This is a genomic window from Bacillus sp. B15-48 (assembly GCF_016879755.1).
GTDB lineage: Bacteria > Bacillota > Bacilli > Bacillales > Cytobacillaceae > Mesobacillus_B.
Genome location: NZ_WOFU01000015.1, coordinates 35751 through 55557, shown reverse-complemented (window position 1 = coordinate 55557; position 19807 = coordinate 35751). Strand labels below are relative to the sequence as shown.

Annotated in this window: 16 protein-coding genes and 1 rRNA gene; 15 read left to right on the top strand and 2 right to left on the bottom strand. The window is 40.1% G+C overall.

Features of this window, described 5'->3' with window-relative positions; translation table 11 throughout:
• Positions 1–67: 67 nt before the first annotated feature.
• A 5S ribosomal RNA gene (rrf, locus tag GNT69_RS23445) occupies positions 68–183 on the top strand.
• Between the two features lie 670 nt (positions 184–853).
• Here the strand turns inward: rrf and GNT69_RS23440 are convergent.
• Positions 854–1726: a spore coat protein gene (locus tag GNT69_RS23440; RefSeq protein ID WP_203557414.1), complete on the bottom strand. Its 873-nt coding sequence runs from the start codon at positions 1724–1726 to the stop codon at positions 854–856.
• A 313-nt stretch (positions 1727–2039) separates the two neighbouring features.
• Between GNT69_RS23440 and galE the strand changes: the two genes are divergently transcribed.
• The 5 genes from galE to GNT69_RS23415 all read left to right on the top strand — a co-directional run bounded on the left by galE (position 2040) and on the right by GNT69_RS23415 (position 9062).
• Complete coding sequence (gene galE / locus GNT69_RS23435; RefSeq protein ID WP_203557413.1) at positions 2040–3038, top strand: UDP-glucose 4-epimerase GalE; 999 nt, start codon at positions 2040–2042, stop codon at positions 3036–3038.
• 313 nt (positions 3039–3351) lie between these two features.
• Positions 3352–5241 carry a helix-turn-helix domain-containing protein gene (locus GNT69_RS23430; RefSeq protein WP_203557412.1) on the top strand — a complete coding sequence of 630 codons (1890 nt, stop codon included), beginning with the start codon at positions 3352–3354 and terminating at the stop codon, positions 5239–5241.
• 261 nt (positions 5242–5502) lie between these two features.
• Positions 5503–7005, top strand: coding sequence for a 4-hydroxyphenylacetate 3-hydroxylase family protein (locus GNT69_RS23425; RefSeq protein ID WP_203557411.1), 1503 nt, complete (start codon positions 5503–5505; stop codon positions 7003–7005).
• A gap of 103 nt (positions 7006–7108) precedes the next feature.
• Entirely contained in the window at positions 7109–8098 is a 990-nt protein-coding gene (locus GNT69_RS23420) for a catechol 2,3-dioxygenase (protein WP_203557410.1), read from the top strand.
• Positions 8099–8189: 91 nt separating this feature from the next.
• On the top strand, positions 8190–9062 hold the full coding sequence (locus tag GNT69_RS23415) for an FAD synthetase family protein (RefSeq protein ID WP_203557409.1): 873 nt from the start codon (positions 8190–8192) through the stop codon (positions 9060–9062).
• A 21-nt stretch (positions 9063–9083) separates the two neighbouring features.
• Here GNT69_RS23415 and GNT69_RS23410 read toward each other — a convergent pair whose 3' ends face one another.
• Positions 9084–9857: an IclR family transcriptional regulator gene (locus GNT69_RS23410; RefSeq protein ID WP_203557408.1), complete on the bottom strand. Its 774-nt coding sequence runs from the start codon at positions 9855–9857 to the stop codon at positions 9084–9086.
• A gap of 262 nt (positions 9858–10119) precedes the next feature.
• On the opposite strand from GNT69_RS23410, the gene GNT69_RS23405 reads away from it, so the two are divergent.
• The 9 genes from GNT69_RS23405 to GNT69_RS23365 all read left to right on the top strand — a co-directional run bounded on the left by GNT69_RS23405 (position 10120) and on the right by GNT69_RS23365 (position 19787).
• Entirely contained in the window at positions 10120–11115 is a 996-nt protein-coding gene (locus GNT69_RS23405; RefSeq protein WP_239094438.1) for a catechol 2,3-dioxygenase, read from the top strand.
• A 33-nt stretch (positions 11116–11148) separates the two neighbouring features.
• On the top strand, positions 11149–12060 hold the full coding sequence (locus GNT69_RS23400) for an acetaldehyde dehydrogenase (acetylating) (protein WP_203557407.1): 912 nt from the start codon (positions 11149–11151) through the stop codon (positions 12058–12060).
• Positions 12057–13070, top strand: coding sequence for a 4-hydroxy-2-oxovalerate aldolase (gene dmpG, locus GNT69_RS23395; RefSeq protein ID WP_203557406.1), 1014 nt, complete (start codon positions 12057–12059; stop codon positions 13068–13070). Before GNT69_RS23400 ends, dmpG begins: the two co-directional genes overlap by 4 nt.
• Before the next feature lie 22 nt (positions 13071–13092).
• Positions 13093–13872: a fumarylacetoacetate hydrolase family protein gene (locus tag GNT69_RS23390; protein ID WP_203557405.1), complete on the top strand. Its 780-nt coding sequence runs from the start codon at positions 13093–13095 to the stop codon at positions 13870–13872.
• A gap of 21 nt (positions 13873–13893) precedes the next feature.
• On the top strand, positions 13894–14685 hold the full coding sequence (locus GNT69_RS23385; RefSeq protein ID WP_203557404.1) for a 2-keto-4-pentenoate hydratase: 792 nt from the start codon (positions 13894–13896) through the stop codon (positions 14683–14685).
• Between the two features lie 23 nt (positions 14686–14708).
• Complete coding sequence (locus GNT69_RS23380; protein ID WP_203557403.1) at positions 14709–14909, top strand: tautomerase family protein; 201 nt, start codon at positions 14709–14711, stop codon at positions 14907–14909.
• Entirely contained in the window at positions 14906–16375 is a 1470-nt protein-coding gene (locus GNT69_RS23375) for an aldehyde dehydrogenase (RefSeq protein ID WP_203557402.1), read from the top strand. Before GNT69_RS23380 ends, GNT69_RS23375 begins: the two co-directional genes overlap by 4 nt.
• A gap of 108 nt (positions 16376–16483) precedes the next feature.
• Complete coding sequence (locus tag GNT69_RS23370; RefSeq protein WP_203557401.1) at positions 16484–17446, top strand: NAD(P)H-dependent flavin oxidoreductase; 963 nt, start codon at positions 16484–16486, stop codon at positions 17444–17446.
• Between the two features lie 28 nt (positions 17447–17474).
• The gene (locus GNT69_RS23365) at positions 17475–19787 is read left to right on the top strand and encodes an arylsulfatase (protein WP_203557400.1); all 2313 of its coding nucleotides are present in this window, start codon (positions 17475–17477) and stop codon (positions 19785–19787) included.
• Positions 19788–19807: the final 20 nt, after the last annotated feature.

Below are 19807 nucleotides of genomic sequence, written 5' to 3'. Positions count from 1 at the left end.
GGGAACAAAAATTTCCTCTTGAAAAAAAGACAAAAGATATTATAATAGTAATTGTCTTTAAAAATAGTCTGGTGGCGATAGCGAGAAGGTCACACCCGTTCCCATGCCGAACACGGAAGTTAAGCTTCTCAGCGCCGATGGTAGTTGGGGGATTCCCCCTGTGAGAGTAGGACGTTGCCAGGCACCTATAAATGAACAGCTGAAAATAGTAACGGGTTCCGTTAACTACCGCAAATATTAAAATGACCTCCAAATTGTATTGTAATTTGGAGGTCTATTTTTTTTGATATAAAGAGGCTGTCTTAACTGAATGTTGACCTCACTGCGTCTGAAAAATAAACGGAATAATTCCGTCTAAACTGGGAAATACTCATATTTCCTTAAAAATAAGGGGAGTTTTTCCGTTTATCCTATCCAAATCTTTGGATTTTGTCATATTTTGAGCCGTTAAGCGGAATATCTCCGCTTATTTCCGCTTCTTAAGCTTCCCCTATCTACATTAGCAGGAAATTCTCCGCCTATTAATTCTCAAACCTACACAAAAACCGATATGGAGAAGGTGAAAATGGTTTGTAAACATCTTAATGAGTAAAATTCTCAATCTGAAGAATTAGCATTAAAATCAAAATAGCAAGGTATAAACCTTTACTATTTATTTTTAATCTCTCTAGACTTACAAATTGCCCTACATTTTATAGTGTAAAAAGGATTACATTTTCCTGTGCAAATTGACGTTTTACGATAGGAAACGGAACCCGTTATGAAAATCCTGTTCTTTTTCTTTTTTGGGTCAGCCCTCCGTCTAGGGGACTGACCGTTTTTTTGTTTTTTTCTATTTTAACTGATTTACTAATTAATGATTAAAATTTTGGTTTCCTTGATACGGGGGATTGTTCTGATAAACTGGATTCATCCCTGTATTCCCCATTTGTCCTGTTTTACCCATGGTCATACGTTGTTGGTAAGGGTTATTCATTGGTTGTCCCTTTGCCATTCCGCTTGCGGATGTCATGTTTTGACTTTGTGCACCCATCTGTGCTCCTGTTCCGTGTTGAGCTTGGCCATAAGGCATAAATCCTTTTTGTTGTGAACCCATTTGGTTGCTTTGCATGTAAGTCTTCATAGGATTATCTTGTCCTTGATTTTGTCCGGGCTGCATTGTATATTGTGCTTTTAATGATTCACCCGATGGCTGGTAGCTATGAAGAAATGTTTTAGCAGTATGGTCTTTCAACTCAGGAACCTGATACAAACCTTGTTCATTCATGAATAAAAACACTTCATAAGCTTGATTGATGCAGTTGATTGCCCCATTCGTTAGCATTTGTCGCAGATTAGGGTCGGCAATTTCCAATGCTGCTTTTACCCCATTTGCTGCAGCATTTTTATGACAGTGTAGCATCGCCATCGCAACTTCATAATCATTTAGTACGGCATTGGTTTCAGGAGCGATCATCGTTGGGTCGTTCAGTCCGTATTGAATTTGGTCTGGTGTTACTTGACTTACACTTGTATTAGGTGGAATCGGCGTAAACTGGGTATAATCGTGCGTGTAAGCAACAATAGCATCGTAAGAGTTAATTTCTTCTTGTTGGTGACGGTTAATCATTTCCATTAACTGTTGGTTTTGAGTTTGCTGTGCATAAATATTAAAATGGCTAATCATATTGATTTTTTCTGAAAGGACCTCATGTACTTCCATTGCTTCATGTGCGCCAAATGGCATAAAAACACTCCCCTTATAAATAAATTAAAGCTCTAACCCATCATGATTCGTACTGTCCGATCTGGATTAAAACCCTTGTTTATGATTTGTTTAACGAACGTGATTCATACATAAATAAGTGGTTCGCAAGTCATTCCCTACTTAAGTGCTATAATCTTCAAAAAGGATCTAAGTTTTTTTAGGAGGAAATTGGTGAAAAGTGTCGAAATAGTTAATTTTGAGGGAGAATAAAGCATTAAAAACATCCCGATTAAACCCTTCACGATGCAAGTATTGGTGAAGGAATGAAGAAATCATTTTAGGAGGCATTAGTATGAGTATTCTTGTTCTTGGCGGTGCAGGATATATTGGTTCCCATGCGGTTTATCAGTTAATTGAACAAGGGTATAATGTTGTTGTCGTGGATAACTTACTAACAGGACATGAAAAAGCCATTCATCCAAGTGCAGCCTTTTATATAGGAGATATTCGAAATAAGGAATTTTTGCAAGAAGTATTTAGCAAAGAAACCATTGATGGCGTACTGCATTTCGCGGCGAGTTCATTAGTTGGTGAATCAATGACGAACCCTCTTAAATATTTTGATAATAATGTTTACGGAACAGAGGTTCTTTTAGATGTTATGAATGAATTCAGTGTTAAACACATTGTCTTTTCGTCAACGGCAGCTACCTATGGAGAGCAAAAAGTGATGCCAATCACTGAAGAGATGCCAACCGTTCCAACGAATGCTTACGGGGAAACAAAACTGACGATGGAAAAAATGATGAAGTGGTGTGATATTGCCCACGGAATCAAATATGTATCATTGCGTTATTTTAATGTTGCTGGCGCCCGATCAACTGGCGAAATTGGTGAGGACCATCATCCAGAAACACATTTAATTCCAGTTGTACTGCAGGTGGCGTTAGCGCAGCGTGAGTTTATTTCCATCTTTGGGGATGATTATGAGACGGAGGATGGGACGTGCATCCGTGACTATATCCATGTTGAAGATTTAATAGCTGCTCATATTCTCGCACTTCGTTATTTGCAAGACGGCGGGGAAAGCAATATTTTCAATCTTGGCTCAAATCAAGGATTTTCCGTTAAAGAAATTGTCGATGCGGCAAGACAGGTGACCAGTCATGAAATCCCTGCTAAGATTGTGGCAAGAAGGGAAGGAGACCCAAGTCGGTTAATTGCTTCGTCTGCAAAAGCAAAGGAAGTTCTCGGTTGGGAACCTAAGCGAACGTCGATTCATCAGATCATCGAAGAAGCTTGGAATTGGCATCAGAACCATCCAAACGGATATCGCGACTCGGAAGAATAGGGGGACAGTAAAAGCTCTGTTTAAGTTATGCGTAGACAGAAACTTGGGGGTTAATTGAAAACGCTCTACTTTTGTGGTGGTTTAAACATTTTTTCACAAAAACACTATTCACTATTTTTGTATTGATATCAATCTTTTATTTCCATATGTTTATCATATCATCTTCGCGTTTATCATGTCCTTATTAATGAAATAAGTATACAATTATTATTGAAGGAACAAGAAAAAGCCTTTACTGATTCATTATTTGAAGATTTAACTGAAAATTTATGCTAATAAATCTCTTTAATTTCTGTAGAAGAGGAGCAACCAGATGAACACTTTTAAGTTAAATGACTTATTACATATTCGTCAAGAGGATGAGTTATTATTTGCTAATAATGAAAGATCCGTATTTGTAACGACACGTGCTTTTGGGGCGATGCAGCAGGATTTAATTGAGAATATTGGGATTAATCGGATGAAAACTTTTTTCTTTAAATATGGGTATCAATTAGGTTTCGATGATGGTCGAGAGGTGGCGAAAAATGAATCTTTAAGTTTGGAGGAAAAAATCGATTATGGGCCGATTATTCATGCCTTAAAAGGACATGTGAGATCCCGAATTACCGAAAAGGAAATCAAAGTGAGTGAGAACAAAATCAAATCGCTTCGCTTCAAAGGAACTTGGGAGAATTCATATGAAGCGGAGCAATATCTACAAAATTTCGGCGTCAGCGATGGACCTGTTTGTTATACCTTAACTGGTTATGCGTCAGGATATACGACTGCTGTCGTTGGAGTTGATGTCTTTTTTAAAGAGTTGCAATGTCAAGGACAAGGAGCTCCGTGTTGTATCTGGGAAGGGAGGCTGATTTCTGAGTGGAAAGAAGAGGCGGAGGAATTCTTCTCCTATAGTAAAGAGTTACCAATTCTTAGGGAACTGGAGCAGGCACACGAAAAGTTAATGTTAGAGAGAAATAATCTTGCACATGTATCAAAAACGTATAATGAGCTGACAAATGAATTGCTTAAAGGCAATAGTCTCAATTCAATTCTTAACACTTTATATAAACAAATTCAGTTGCCAATCGTTGTTGAAGATAGTCGGCAACATGTCATCACGTCGATTGGGATTTCACTAGAAGACTATGAATCAATTAGAGAAGCCTTCACCGAATCGCCAGGCAAAAAGCAATGCCACTCGAAAGTGCGAGTTCATTCATTTGAAAATGGGACTAGACTGCAAACACCTATTTATCTATTAGAACAGCATGTAGGAACATGTTCCTTCTTATATGAAAACAAGAGAATTCCAAATTATGGGGTTGACTCAATGATTCTCGATCGTTTAGCCTCGATTTGTTCATTGTTATTTCTAAAAGAAAAAACAGAAGTTGAATCGATGGAACAAGTAAAAGGACATTTTCTTGAAGAAATTGTTAGCGGCAAATACACAAATCAAGAGATTATGAGAAAAGCTGATTTTATTCAGCTCGATCTCTCTGATCAGTATCATATTATTGCCCTTACTTACGAGTTTTTGAATCGTTGTGATGAAAAAGCTTTTACGCTTCATAACAAAACATTTGAGGCTGTATCTACATTCTTTCGGAAAGAAAAAAATCTCAATGTTTTAATTGGACAGCAACTCGATTGCTTGATTCTTCTCATTACGGAAAAGCAGGTCGGTCAGGAAAACATCGGGAAAACAATTCAGGCATTACTCTCCTTTTTAAAGAAAGAAGTGAATAATGCGTTGTTTTTTGCAGGAATTAGTTCGCAAAACTCTGACATCCTAGAGGCTGGAGTTGCGGTGGATGAAGCGCGCTCAGCTGTAAGAATCTCTTCTAGAGATAAACCAATCACACTTTTTAGTGACTTAGGTATGCTAGGGATTTTGATTAATGAGCAAAATAAACAAGTAATTCGGAAAATGATTCGTGACCAGTTGGGAGTTCTATATGAAGATGTTGATCAAAATAAATTTGAGATGCTTGAAACACTGTATCATTTCCTTGAGCAAGGAGGAAACTTGGATCAAACCGCTGAAAATCTTGCTCTATCGAAAAGTGGCCTCCGCTATCGACTCAACAAAATTACCGATTTACTTAGCTGCGACTTGCGTGATCCGCAACGACAATTTCAGTTAATGATGGCTTTAAAAGCGTTAAAAATAGTTGACCATGATCGAATGAAGAAATTTCAATTAGACTATATGTGATCCACAAAATAAATGATAAGGTGTAAAATGGAGCGGGCGCATGGGATGGTTTAAGTGCAAATGCGCCTAAGTTCACCGCATGAAGGAACAGATAACCGATAGCTAAATGGTTGTCTGTTTTTATTATTTTAATAAACTAACACAAAATAGTAGTTTTTCTTTTAATTTCTGTCAGTCGGTGCCGTTGTTAAGAATTTTCAGATAAATTATTATAAAGTTAATAGTTAAAATATTCATAAATTAAAGAATGGAGTTGGAAAAATGTACACAGGTAAAGAATATTTGGAGAGTCTAAATGATGGAAGAGTTGTCTATTTAAATGGAGAAAAGATTGATGATGTAACGACACATCCGGCATATCGTAACTCTGCACGCTCGTATGCGAGAATGTATGACGCTCTTCACGATCCAGCGACACGTGATATTTTAACTGCTGAAAATGAATATGGAGATCGAACACATAAATTTTTTATCACTCCTAAAAGTTCACAAGACCTATTGGGTGCAAGAGATGCGATTGCTGAATGGTCTAAGCTTAATTATGGATTTATGGGTCGCACTCCTGATTATAAAGCTTCGTTTATTGGTCATTTAGATGGGCTTGCTCCCTACTATGAAGGATTTGAGGACAACGCGAAAGCATGGTACAGGAAAGCGGCTAAAGAGCTTCCTTTCGTTAACCATACTGTCATCAATCCACAAGTTGATCGCTCAAAACCACTTCATGAAAATAAAGATGTTTTCGTTCGTGCTGTTGCTGAAAGAGATGATGGTATTATTGTAAGCGGTGCCAAGATGGTTGGGACGGCTGCAGCGTTAACCCATTATAACTTTGTTGCCAACTATGGAACAATCGATTTAGGAGATGGGGATCATAGCCATGCGTTAATCTTTTTTGTGCCAATGAATGCACCAGGGGTGAAAATGATTAGCCGCCAATCTTACGAGCTTCAAGCTGCAACAACTGGAACACCATTCGATTATCCGCTATCAAGTCGTTTTGATGAAAATGATGCTGTCATTGTTTTAGATAATGTGTTTATTCCGTGGGAAGATGTTCTTTGCTACAAAAATATTAGAATATCAAATAATTTTGTACCTGAAAGTGGCTTCGTTAACCGTTTTACATTCCATGGTTGTACTCGTCTTGCTGTTAAGCTGGACTTCATGACAGGACTACTATTAAAAGCAACAGAAGCAGCTGGAACAAAGAACTTTAGAGGTGTGCAGGCCCAGATTGGTGAAGTTGTCGCAATAAGGAATATGTTCTGGGGATTGTCTACAGCGATGGCAACCGATCCGGATATTGGACCAAATGGTCTCGCTATTCCAAATGGTGCCTCTAGTGCGGCTTATCGGGCATTAGCACCATCGAGCTGGGTTCGAGTGAAAGGGATTTTTGAACAGGTAGTTGCCGGTGGTTTGATTCAGTTACCATCTAGTGCGAAAGATTTTCTCAACCCGGAAATAAAGCCGTATTTGGATCAGTATTACCGAGGAACAGGTATCGATGCTGAAGATAAAGTGAAATTATTAAAAATGGTTTGGGATACGATTGGATCAGAATTTGGCGGACGGCATGAGCTTTATGAAGTCAATTATGCAGGCAATCATGAAAATATTCGAATGGAAGCCTTGTTCCAAGCTGAGGCAGTCGGTGCAGCCGATCGATACAAAGCATTTGCTGATTCAGCATTAAACGATTATGACTTAAATGGCTGGACGAACAAAACATGGGCGGAAGTAGAAACTGTTAACTCCTAAAAACAAATGAGGTGGATGACATGATGGTTGAAACCATCATGTCATGACCTCAGAATTATAAATAAACCTACAATATTAACTTAAAAAACAGGGGGATATACTAATGAACTCATACAAAGAACCAATTTTTGATGTTGCACAGCTTGCACATGTGGAGATTCTTTCACCTAAACTTGAAAAGTCGGTCGAATTTTTCACAAGATTTCTAGGAATGGAAGTAACGGCTAGATCTGAAAACTCTGTCTATCTCCGCGCTTACGAAGATTTTTATCATAATACGTTAAAAATTACTGAGGCAAACGAAGCGGGACTAGGGCATGTCGCTTGGCGTGCGACTTCTCCTCAAGCTCTTGAGCGTCGCGTTGCAGAAATTGAAAAATCAGGCTTTGGAATCGGCTGGATCGATGGGGATATTGGTCATGGAAAAGCGTACCAATTCACGACAACGGATGGTCACTTAATGGAAATCCTTTGGGAGGTAGAATACTACCACACTCAAGAAGAACAAAGGTCAAAACTATTAAATCGTCCTTCAAAACGTCCAGATCGTGGCGTACCTGTTCGTCGCCTAGATCATATTAATCTCATGACTTCAAACCCTGGCAAAGATACGGACTTTATGTTAGATACACTTGGCTTCCGATTAAGAGAGCAAATTAGGGATAACGGAAATGTTCTTGGAAGCTGGATCAGTGTTTCCAATCTTGTTCACGAAATTGCTTTCATGCAAGAACCAAACCGCGTAAAAGGGAAATTACATCATCTATGCTACTGGTATGGAATCCCACAAAATCTTTATGATGTTGCAGATTTGCTGAAAGACCATGAAATTGAAGTTGAAGTTCCGCCGAATAAGCATGGAGTTTCTCAAGCGTTTTGTATGTATGTAATCGAACCAGGCGGAAATCGCATTGAATTGTTCGGCGATGCAGGTTATATCATCTCGGATCCAGCTTGGAAACCAGTCGTTTGGGAGATGAAGGATGTCCCTGGAAACGGTGATACTTGGATTGGAACGGCTTTCCCAGAATCATGGTGGACGCAAGGAACACCAAGAACAGCTGTTAAATCTGATGAAGTAGTTAAATCTTAACGGTTAAAGTGATTTCTAAAAACTAAATTTTTAATAAATTGATGAAATAGCTTAAGAAAAAACAGATCGTTCATCGAGGGAGGGAGCTATCTTGGAATTCATTCATGTGACGAGCACTAATCGCAGACAAACTCTTTTAAAAGCAAAACCATGTGTGATCGCTCTAGGGTTTTTTGATGGGGTACATTTAGGGCATCAACAGGTGATAAAAGAGGCGAAAAAACAGGCGGATCTGAGAGGGCTCCCTTTAAAAATAATGAGTTTTTTTCCCCATCCGAAGGAAGTTCTTATAAATGGAAAGAAAAGCGTTCCTTATCTCATGCCAATTGCAGAGAAACAAAAAATATTTGAAAAACTTGGGGCGGATTGTTTTTTCCTAATTCAGTTCGACGCTGAATTTGCCGCCCTATCCCCAAAAGAATTTGTTCAAAATTATCTTCTCGATTTTGGGGCAAAACAGGTTGTGGCCGGTTTTGATTTTACATATGGGCATAGAGGAGAAGGAAATATGGATCGAATCAAAGATGATTCGGAAGGAAAGATTGAAGGGTTCAAAGTCAAAAAACAAGAGTATGAAGGAGAAAAAATTAGTTCCACCTTGATTCGAAATTTAATCTTAACAGGTGAAATTGAGAAAATTCCACAATACCTCGGTGATTTTTATCAAATAGAAGGAAAAGTTCGTGTAACGAATCAAGATGCGATGATGATGATCCATCCATATTACTTACTTCCAGCCCCAGGCTTTTATGAAGTAACTGTCACAAATCAACAGCTGACAACAAAGTATCCAGCTTTAGTGGGAAATGGGAAAATTAAATTCCTTTTATATCATAAGCAAAGCTTCCCCTTTGAACAAGGGGAAACGATTCGAGTTTGTTGGCAGAAACGCCTGCCGAAAGAATGTTTGACTGAAGTGAATCGCAAACATAGTTTTACTAGTTTAACATTAGTGAATCTATGAGCGAATTTTTGATATTGAACTTCACCTTTTCCAGTAGCCTAGTCTCTCAGAAATCAGTTCACCTGAGCGAATGAGTTCGCTAGCGAAATAGGTAATCCGTGGATTCGAGAAACGCGAACTAGGTCCAACTAGATTAATAGCGGCAATGACTTTCCCTGTATGGTCCCTTATTGGTGCAGACACGGAGGTTCGACCTAGTTTAAATTCGCCCCTGCTTACTGAGTATCCTTGCTTTAGGATTGTGTCTAACTCTTGGCGGAAAATTTCTGGGTCAGTAATTGTTTGTGGTGTTAGTGAATCGAGCCCATTTTGAATCACAAGATTTACAAAGTAGCTGCCGCTATGAGCAAGCAGGAGTTTTCCCGAACTCGTGCAGTGAGTATAATTTTGCAATCCTATATGTGATTCTATTTTCTTAGCGTCTTTCCCTTCTGCTTTGCCTAAGTAGACAACATTGTTTTCCTCTAAGATGGCAATATGGGCTGTTTCTCCGCATTTATTTGCGAGATTTGTAAGGATTGGAAGCGATTCGGTATGTAGATCGATGCCGCTAAGGAAAATGGAACTTAATTCTACTACAGATAAACCTAATTCATATTTGTTTGTTTCACTATTTTTTTTGACCAATCCCTCGGATGCAAGTGTAGTAAGAATTCTTTGGACACTGCTTTTTCCTAGCTCGAGCTCAGAAGCAAGCTCACGTACCCCCTTTTGTGGTTGATTCATTTTAAACGCACGTAAAACTCTAAGCGCATTTTTCACTGAAGAAAGTAGCTTATCTTGTTCTTGTATCATAGTTTCCTCCATTTCATTTAAAAATATTACAATAATTTAAAATTATTAAAAAAATTATTAAAATGTCCCTTATAACGGGACAGTTCGATTGAAAGAATACTTTAATCCTTATAAAATAAGAATATGCAATAGATTTTAGATAATTTATAAAATTTAGATACCAGTCTATGAAAACGGTATCACTTGTAAGTACAGTTCGTCAATATTGTTATTTATATTTTAAAAAAATAAAACGAAACATGAAAATTAGGGAGGAATAAGAATGATGAATTTTAAAGAACCAATTTTTGATGTAGCACAATTAGCTCACGTGGAAATACTTTCTCCAAAACTTGAACAGTCAGTGGAATTTTTTACACGCTTTCTCGGAATGGAAGTTACTGCTCGTTCTGGAAACTCTGTTTACCTTCGGGCTTATGAAGACTTTTACCATAATACGTTGAAAATTACGGAATCCGCACAAGCAGGATTAGGTCATGTCGCATGGCGCGCAACTTCTCCACAAGCTCTCGAGCGCCGAGTAGAAGAAATTGAAAAAACGGGATTAGGAAAAGGATGGATCGATGGCGATATCGGTCATGGCAAGGCATACCAATTCACAACAGAAGATGGGCACTTAATGGAAATTTTATGGGATGTAGAATATTACGAGGTATCCGAAGAACGGAGATCAAAATTATTAAACCGTCCGTCAAAACGTCCAGATCGTGGCGTACCTGTTCGTCGCCTAGATCATGTTAATCTCATGACCTCAAATCCTGGCAAAGATACGGACTTTATGTTAGATACACTTGGCTTCCGATTGAGAGAGCAAATTAGGGATAACGGAAATGTTCTTGGAAGCTGGATTAGTGTTTCCAATCTTGTTCACGAAATTGCTTTCATGCAAGAGCCAAATCTCGTAAAAGGGAAATTACATCACCTTTGCTATTGGTATGGAATTCCGCAAAACCTTTATGATGTTTCTGATTTAATGAAAGATCATGGGATTAGCATTGAAGTCCCACCAAATAAACATGGAGTCAGCCAAGCATTCTGTATGTATGTGATCGAACCAGGTGGTAATCGCATTGAATTGTTTGGAGATGCTGGCTATATCATTACCGACCCAGCATGGAAGCCGGTGATTTGGGAGATGGAAGACGTACCAGGCAATGGCGATACGTGGATTGGAACTGCCTTCCCTGAATCTTGGTGGACACAAGGAACACCGCGTACGGTTCGCGAGGCTGAAGAAGAAAAAGTTGTAAAGCCATAATTGATCGAAGATAAAAAAAGCGGGGTGAAAGGATTGGCAAAAGTAAAAGCAGCGATTTTAGGGTCAGGAAATATCGGAACTGACCTCATGTATAAAATGTTGAAAAACGAAGGAAATATGGAAGTAGCTTTAGTAGCAGGAATTGACCCAAATTCAGAAGGGCTTTCCAGAGCGAAGGAAAGAGGGATTCGCACGAGCCATCACGGAATTGACGCTATTTTAGAAGACCCGGAAATTAAAATCGTCTTCGACGCGACGAGTGCAAAAGCCCATAAGCTAAATGCTCCTGCACTAAGAGAACAGGGGAAATTAGCGATTGATATGACACCGGCAGCGATTGGACCGTTTGTTGTGCCTACCGTAAACATAAATGACCATCTCGATGCGATGAATGTCAATTTGATTTCTTGTGGAGGGCAAGCAACAACGCCACTTGTGTATGCAGTTAATCGAGTCGTTCCTGTCCACTATGCCGAAGTGATTGCAACAGCAGCGAGTCTGTCGATTGGACCGGGAACAAGGCAAAATGTCGATGAATTTGTTCGCACAACTGCCAATGCGGTTCAAAAGATTGGTGGAGCGAAAACGGCTCGAGCAATTCCGGTATTCAATCCTGCCGAACCACCCATTAATATGACAAATTCTGTCTATGCCGTCGTTAAAGGTGAATTTGATGAACAAGCAGTAATTGAATCTGTTCAGTCGATTGCCGCTGAGATTTCTAGCTATGTGCCTGGATATCGTTTAAAAGGAACGCCTTTTGTAGATTACCGTGAAACGCCTTGGGGCCGATTGCCAACGGTAGTCATCATGAATGAAGTTGTCGGAGCTGGGGATTTCTTCCCGACTTATGCCGGGAATTTGGATATTATGACTGCATCCGCTTATAAAGTCGGAGATTCATACGCTGCACATTTTCTTGAGACAAAGGAGGTTACACGATGAACATTCCTCGACTAACAGATACAACCTTAAGAGATGGTGATCATGCGGTCAGCCATAGTTATACTCCGGAAACAGTAAGAACGATTGTTCAAAGTCTAGATGAAGCCGGTGTACCTGTCATTGAGGTCAGCCATGGTGCTGGCTTGAATGGATCAACGATACAGCAAGGATTCTCTGTCCATTCAGAATTAGATTTGATTAAAGTGGCCGTCGAAACAGCGAAAAATGCAAAGATTGCTTCCTTATTTGTTCCAGGGATTGGAACGAGTAAAGAATTACGAGAGGCAGCTGAACTTGGCATTAAGGTCATTCGAATCGCTGTTCATTGCACGGAAGCAGATGTAACCGAGCAGTATTTCCGCTTAGCGAAGGAATTAGGGCTTGAGGCTGTAGGGTTTTTAATGATGTCTCATTCCCAGCCAGCTAGTGTGCTTGTAGAGCAGGCGAAGCTGATGGAATCTTATGGTGCGGATTGCGTCTATGTGGTCGATTCTGCTGGAGCACTTGTTCAAAGTGGTGTTCGCGAAAGAGTTTCAGCTCTGAAAGAAGCTTTATCGATTGAAGTCGGTTTTCATGCTCATAATAATCTTGGCTTAGCGATTGGAAATACTGTAACAGCGCTTGAAGCTGGTGCAGATCAAATTGACGGGACATTAAGGGGACTAGGAGCAGGTGCCGGAAATGCTCCAACTGAAGTACTAGTAGCGGTTCTAAATAAAATGAACTTAGATACTGGGGTTAATTTAGCGGTTTTAATGGATGCGGCAGAAGAAATCGTTGCTCCGTTGATGCAGACTCCAATTCTCATTGACCGTGATAATTTATCTAGTGGATATGCCGGAGTATACAACAGCTTTTTACTGCATGTAAGGCATGCGGCGGAAAAGTTTGGTGTTGGGGTATCCGAAATTATGGAGGAATTAGGGAAAAGGAATGCGGTTGCTGGCCAGGAAGACTGGATCTTAGATGTAGCTGTTGAATTAGCAGAGAAAAAGGGTTTAAAAGTTTAGGAGAAGAGAGGAGGAATTAGCTGTGAGTATCGTTCAAGAAGCTGCAAGTCGCTTATTAGAAGCCGAGGAAACGAAGAATGTCATTGAACCGCTAACAGTCTCTTATCCTGGGATTACAGTGGATGAAGCTTACTATACGCAATTAGAGATTATTAGAAAAAAAGTAGATAATGGCGGAATCATTGTTGGCAAGAAAATTGGGGCAACAAGCAAAGCCATTCAAAACATGTTTGGTGTCAATCAGCCTGATTATGGTCATTTACTGGCGGATATGATGTATGTCGAAGGTGAAACGATTTCACTAGAAAACTTTATTCAACCAAAAGTAGAGTTTGAGATTGCTTTTATTTTAAAAAAGGATTTAAAGGGACCGAATGTTTCGATTCTCGATGTCGTTGAGGCAACGGATTATATCGTTCCAGCGATTGAAATCATTGATAGCCGAATTGGAAATTGGCAGATCAAGTTTGAAGATACCGTTGCGGATAATGGTTCATCTGCTGCCGCAATGATTGGTGGAAAGCCAACAAAACTAGATGCAATTGATTTAACTCATATCGGCATGGTTGCGTATCGAAATGGAGAAATGATTGATTCTGGCGCTGGTGCTGCCGTTCTTGGAAATCCTCTGCGTTCGGTTGCATGGTTGGCCAACTCTTTAGGAAAATACGATGTGGCATTAAAGGCAGGAGAAATCGTTCTCTCAGGTGCTTTAACAAGTGCAATTGAAGTACAGGATGGAGATACGTTTACCGCTGAGTTCGCTCATATCGGTTCAGTCACAGCTTCCTTTAAACGATAATAATAGAAACAGGTGATAAACATGATCAAAACGGATGTAATCGATCAAATTGCCCTTGAACTATACGAGGCGGAAAAACAAAAGAAGTCAGTGAATAAGTTTGTTGAGGCATATCCAGAACTGGATGAAGCATTGGCTTATGAAGTGCAAGAACGTTTAATCGAGATGAAATGTAAGGCAGAAACCACAAAAAGAATCGGACGAAAGCTTGGGTTAACAAGTAAGGCAAAGCAAGAAATGATGGGTGTTCACGAGCCTTCCTACGGAGTATTGCTTGAAAACATGCAGTTATTTGAAGGTGAACGTATTTCGCTAGCACCATTTATTCATGCAAAACTTGAGCCTGAAATTGCCTTTGTTTTTAATAAAGAAATAACCGGACCGCATGTGACGGTTGCAGACGTACTTGCCGCCACCGAATATGTAGCACCGGCACTCGAAATCATTGACAGCAGGTTCCAAGGTTTTAGTTTTACGTTGCCAGATGCGGTCGCTGATAATTCATCTTCGTCACGGTTTATTATTGGCGAAAGATTTTACTCGCCCGATCAATTTGATTTGAAATTAATGGGCATGGTGTTCAAGCAAAACGGAGAAGTTGTTGCTACAGGCGCAGGTGCAGCGGTAATGGGACATCCAGCTCGCGCGATTGCTTGGATGGCAAATCGATTATATAAGGTTGGGCAAAATATTCAACCAGGCGAAGTTGTCTTAAGCGGTTCCTTATCGGCTGCCATTAAAATTGAAGCTGGTGACTACTTTTCGGCAAGCTTTGATGGCCTTGGTTCGGTTGAGGCTGTATTTACGGAATAATAGGTGAAAGGGAGAGAAGTTAGATGCCATTTATTCAAGTTAATATTTTAAAAGGCAGATCACCTGAAAAGAAGGAAAAATTTATTAAGGAAGTCTCGGAATTAGCTTCAGATGTATTGGATGCCCCAATCGAAAGTGTGCGCGTGATGATTAATGAATTAGAACCAGAGCATTGGGGAATTGCAGGCGAATCTGTTAAAAAGAGAAAGGAGGGTTCAAAATGACAAATGTCCAAACAGGAGTTAAAGAAGTTGGCCTATATATAAACGGTGAATATGTGGAAGCGAGCGATAGAGCAACCTTTGAGGTGAAAAACCCTGCGACTCAAGAAATCATTGCGAAAGTAAGCGAAGCGACGGAGGCAGATGTCGATCGAGCCTGCCGTGTAGCAAGGGATGCTTTTGAAAATGGCCCATGGCGGACGATGACAGTAGCGGAGCGCTGTGCGAAGCTTCGTCGCATGGCTGAAATTATTCTTGAGCGAAAAGAAGAAATTGCGCACCTAGATGCAGCGGATGTAGGAAAACCATTACAATCTGCTCTTCAACTAGTGCCACGAGCAGCAAACAACATTAAATTCTTTGCCGATTTTATGGAACAACAAGGCGGAGAAACGTACCCTATGGAAGATGAGTATTTAAATTATACTCGTTATGAACCAGTCGGTGTTGCTGCGCTGATTACTCCTTGGAATGTTCCATTCATGTTAACGACGTGGAAACTTGGCCCTTGTCTAGCTGCCGGAAATACGGCCGTTATCAAGCCAGCAGAAATGACTCCATTATCTGTGTCTTTGCTTGGGGAAATCGCGAAAGAGGCGGGAATCCCAGATGGAGTCGTCAACGTCGTTCACGGTCTAGGAGGAGTAGTAGGAAATGCGCTTACAACTCATCCTGAAGTCGATCTTATTTCATTCACAGGTTCGACTGTGACAGGAAAGAGAATTTTGAAAAGTGGTGCTGATACGCTCAAAAAGGTTTCGTTTGAATTGGGCGGGAAAGCGGCGAATATTGTGTTTGAAGATGCCAACATTGAGAAGGCCGTTCCTGAGTCGATTCGTGCAGCGTTCATGAATTCAGGTCAAGTTTGTCTAGCAGGCTCAAGAATTTTAGTCCAACGGACAATCTTTGATGAGTTTCTGGAGAAATTCAAAAAAGCGGCCACGGAACTAAAAGTCGGTGATCCAAAGGAAGCTGACACAAAAATGGGTCCAGTTGTTAGTGAAGAGCACTATAAAAAAGTAACAAGTTATCTTGATATTGCCAAAGAAGAAGGGGCCACTTTAATCTGTGGTGGAAAGCGTCCTGACTTACCTGAGTATTTACAAGATGGTTATTATTTAGAACCGACTGTTTATGTCAGTGAAAATCCGAAGTCTCGCCTTTGCCAGGAAGAGATTTTTGGACCGATTGTTACAATTATTCCGTTTGATACGGAAGAGGAAGCATTGCGAATTGCGAACGACACTGAATATGGTTTAAACGCAGTCGTTTGGACAGAAAACCTCCAGCGTGCTCACCGCATTTCCCATGCGGTTCGTGCCGGTACGATTTGGGTGAACTGCTGGTTTGTTCGTGATCTTCGTGCTCCATTTGGAGGAATGAAGAAAAGTGGAGTTGGACGTGAAGGTGGCCATCATAGCCTTGAATTTTTCTCGGAAGCGAAAAATATTTGTATTGCATTAAAGTAGAGTCCGATTTTTTAATAGAAATTTAGAATTGGAGAGAGAGGAGGCGTATAGTTGTGTCTAGGACTGTACGTCTTTTCTATTCATCTTTTAAAAGGAGGATGGTTATATATGTCAGGGGGACCTCCAGAATGGCTTACGTCCCAACTTGAACTTCCTGTTATCAATGCTCCGATGTTTTTAGTTTCCAGTCCCGAAATGGTTGTTGCCAGCTGTGAGGCCGGAATTATCGGTTCGTTTCCATTAGCAAATGCTCGGACACGAGAAGACTTGGATGAAATGCTGCAGTACATAACAGAAGAACGAACGAAAGCAGAGAATGCTGATTCTGTAAGGAAAATCGCCCCATGGGCTGTTAATCTCATTGTTCACCGAACAAATAATCGATATCAGGAATTTTTAGGTTTTATTGAAAAATATCAACCCCCTATCGTCATTACATCTCTTGGCGATCCAAGCGAGGTAATTGAGATTGTCCATCGTTACGGCGGACTCGTATTTTCTGATGTCATCAATCTCGTACATGCTAAGAAAGCAGTAGAAAAAGGGACAGATGGTTTAATCCTCGTGTGCAATGGGGCAGGTGGACATGCAGGGACGTTTAATCCATTTGCTTTTATTTCTGCGGTAAAAGAGTTTTGGGATGGAATTACGATTCTTGCCGGAGGAATTTCAACAGGGAAAGATATTGTCGCCGCGAACATTCTAGGAGCTGATCTTGTTTATATGGGAACAAGATTTCTCGCGACCGAGGAAAGTTTAACAAATAAGGAATATCAACAAATACTTGTTGAATCAACGATCGAAGATATTATTTATACCGATACGTTTAGTGGCATTCATGCCAATTATCTTCTCCCAAGTCTGAAAAGAGTTGGTATTGATCCAGAAAAAGTGCTGAAAAAAGAAAGTTTTGACTGGTCAAGGGAAAATGAAGGAGTACGTCTAAAGGCGTGGAAGGACATTTGGTCTGCAGGTCATGGAGTCGGCACCATCAAAAAAGTCCAGTCGATCTCGGAAGTAGTCGGGGAATTAAAAGCAGAATACGATAAAACGAATAGCGGACTGAAATAAAAAAGAGAAAAGGAGAAAGGAATAGATTATGAAAAGTGAGTTCACATCAAAGTTTCCGAATCTTTTTAAGGCAACTGTAATTGGTACGGCTATGTCTATGCTTGCTGGTTGCTCTACTAATTTTGCAGGGGAGAGCATCGCAAAGGCGGATTTAAATACGGATAAAACAACATCAGATAAGTCAATCAAACAAGATGCTCAAGGGCAAAAACCGAATATTATCTACATAGTTTTGGATGACGCTGGCTATTCAGATATAGGAGCATATGGTTCGGAAATCAAAACACCGAATATTGACAAACTAGCAGAGAATGGACTTCGATACAATAATTTTCATGTTACTCCAGTATGTTCCCCTACAAGGGCATCGTTGTTAACAGGGAGAAACAATCATGCAGTCGGTATGGGCCATGTGTCAAACTTTGACTTTGGTCCAAGTCATCCAAACCGAAGAGGAGAACTTGTCCCTGAGGCTGGAACGATTGCTGAAGTTCTCTCAGAAAATAATTATACAAATTTCGCCTTAGGAAAGTGGCATATTCTACCAACTGCAGAAGTGACTCCTGCGGGTCCGTACCATAATTGGCCACTCGGAAAGGGCTTTCACCGGTATTATGGGAATCTAGAAGATTCCTCTGATCAATATCGCCCAGAGCTCGTCGAAGATAATACCCATATTCCTACTCCAATAGATGAGGAGTATCACTATTCAGAGGCAATTATTGAAAAGGGGAATCAATATATTATTGATCAAGCTTCAACTCAACCTGATAATCCCTTCTTTATGTATATAGGTTTTGGTGCTCAACATATGCCACATCAGGTTCCGAAAGAGTACATTGATATGTATGACGGAGTCTATGATGAAGGCTGGGACAAGGTTCGAGAACAGCGATTTGAGAAACAAAAGGAAATCGGAATTATTCCTAAAGATGCGGAATTAGCTCCGTCTAACCCTGGTGTGGAATCATGGGACAGTCTATCTAAAGAGCAGAGGGAAGTTTATACACGTTTTATGGAAACGTATGCTGGCTTTTTAACTCATACGGATGAGCAAATAGGGAAAATGCTGGATGTATTAGAGAGGACTGGTCAATTGGATAATACGATGATTGTCTTGTTTTCTGATAATGGCGCTAGCTCAACTGGGGGTCCGAATGGGTCGACCAATCAAGCTATTGCCTACAATGCGATGCAAGAAGATTTGGAAACAGTGCAGAAAAAGTTGAATGAAATTGGTGGGGAATCAACTAATCCGGATTATCCTGCAGGCTGGGCACAAGTTAGTAACGCCCCATTCAAGATGGTGAAAAATACGACCTACGCTGGCGGAATTCGGACTTCGATGATTGTTCATTGGCCAGAAGGGTTTGAAGCAAAGGGCGAAGTGAGAACGCAGTTTACTCATGTGAGTGATATAACGGCAACGGTTTATGATATTCTAGGTATTGACCCTCCAGAAACATTAAAGGGTGTGGAACAACTACCAGTTACCGGGACAAGCTTTGCTTATACATTTGACGATGGAGATGCTGAGCCAAGAAAGACGACGCAATATTTTGAAATGACTGGAAACCGAACGATTTATCATGAAGGATGGAAAGCGATTGCCCATCATAAAAAAGGCGAGCCATTTGAGAACGATGTTTGGGAGCTTTATCATGTGGATGAAGACTTTTCTGAATTAAAGAATCTAGCTGATCAGGAACCTGAGAGATTACAAAAGCTTATTAAAATCTGGGAGAAAGAAGCAGAGGAAAACAATGTATTTCCGCTCACGGATCATTTTTTAAACTCACTAACAAATCTACCTGAGGATAATCTAAGAGCGAGAAAGACCTTTATCTATTATCCGGAAATGACGCACTTAAGCGAATCTGCAACACCGTTTACCATTAATCGTTCCTATGAAATTACGATACCAATGGAATATAATAGAGGCGATAAAGGGGTCATTTTGGCACTTGGGAATGATAAAAGCGGCTATACACTCTATATAAAAGGAAATAAATTAGTCTATGAACATAATTCTGCATTTGCTCGTTATAAAATCGTTTCTGACAAAAAGCTTCCTACTGGTAACATAACGGTTCGTTTCCAGTTTGATAAAACGGATGAGAATGAAGGAATTGGTTCATTGTATGTCAACGATGAAAAAGTAGGAGAAACGCCGATTAAAATGTTGCCATTTAAAATATCCTTTGAGGGATTAGATATTGGGGAAGATTTGCTTTACCCAGTTAGTCCTGAGTATGCGAACCAAGGAACATTCCCTTATACAGGTTCGATTGAAAAGGTCATTTATGAATTTGAAGAAGCAGCCGTTGTGACAATTCCGTAAAAAGGAAATGAAGGGTACAA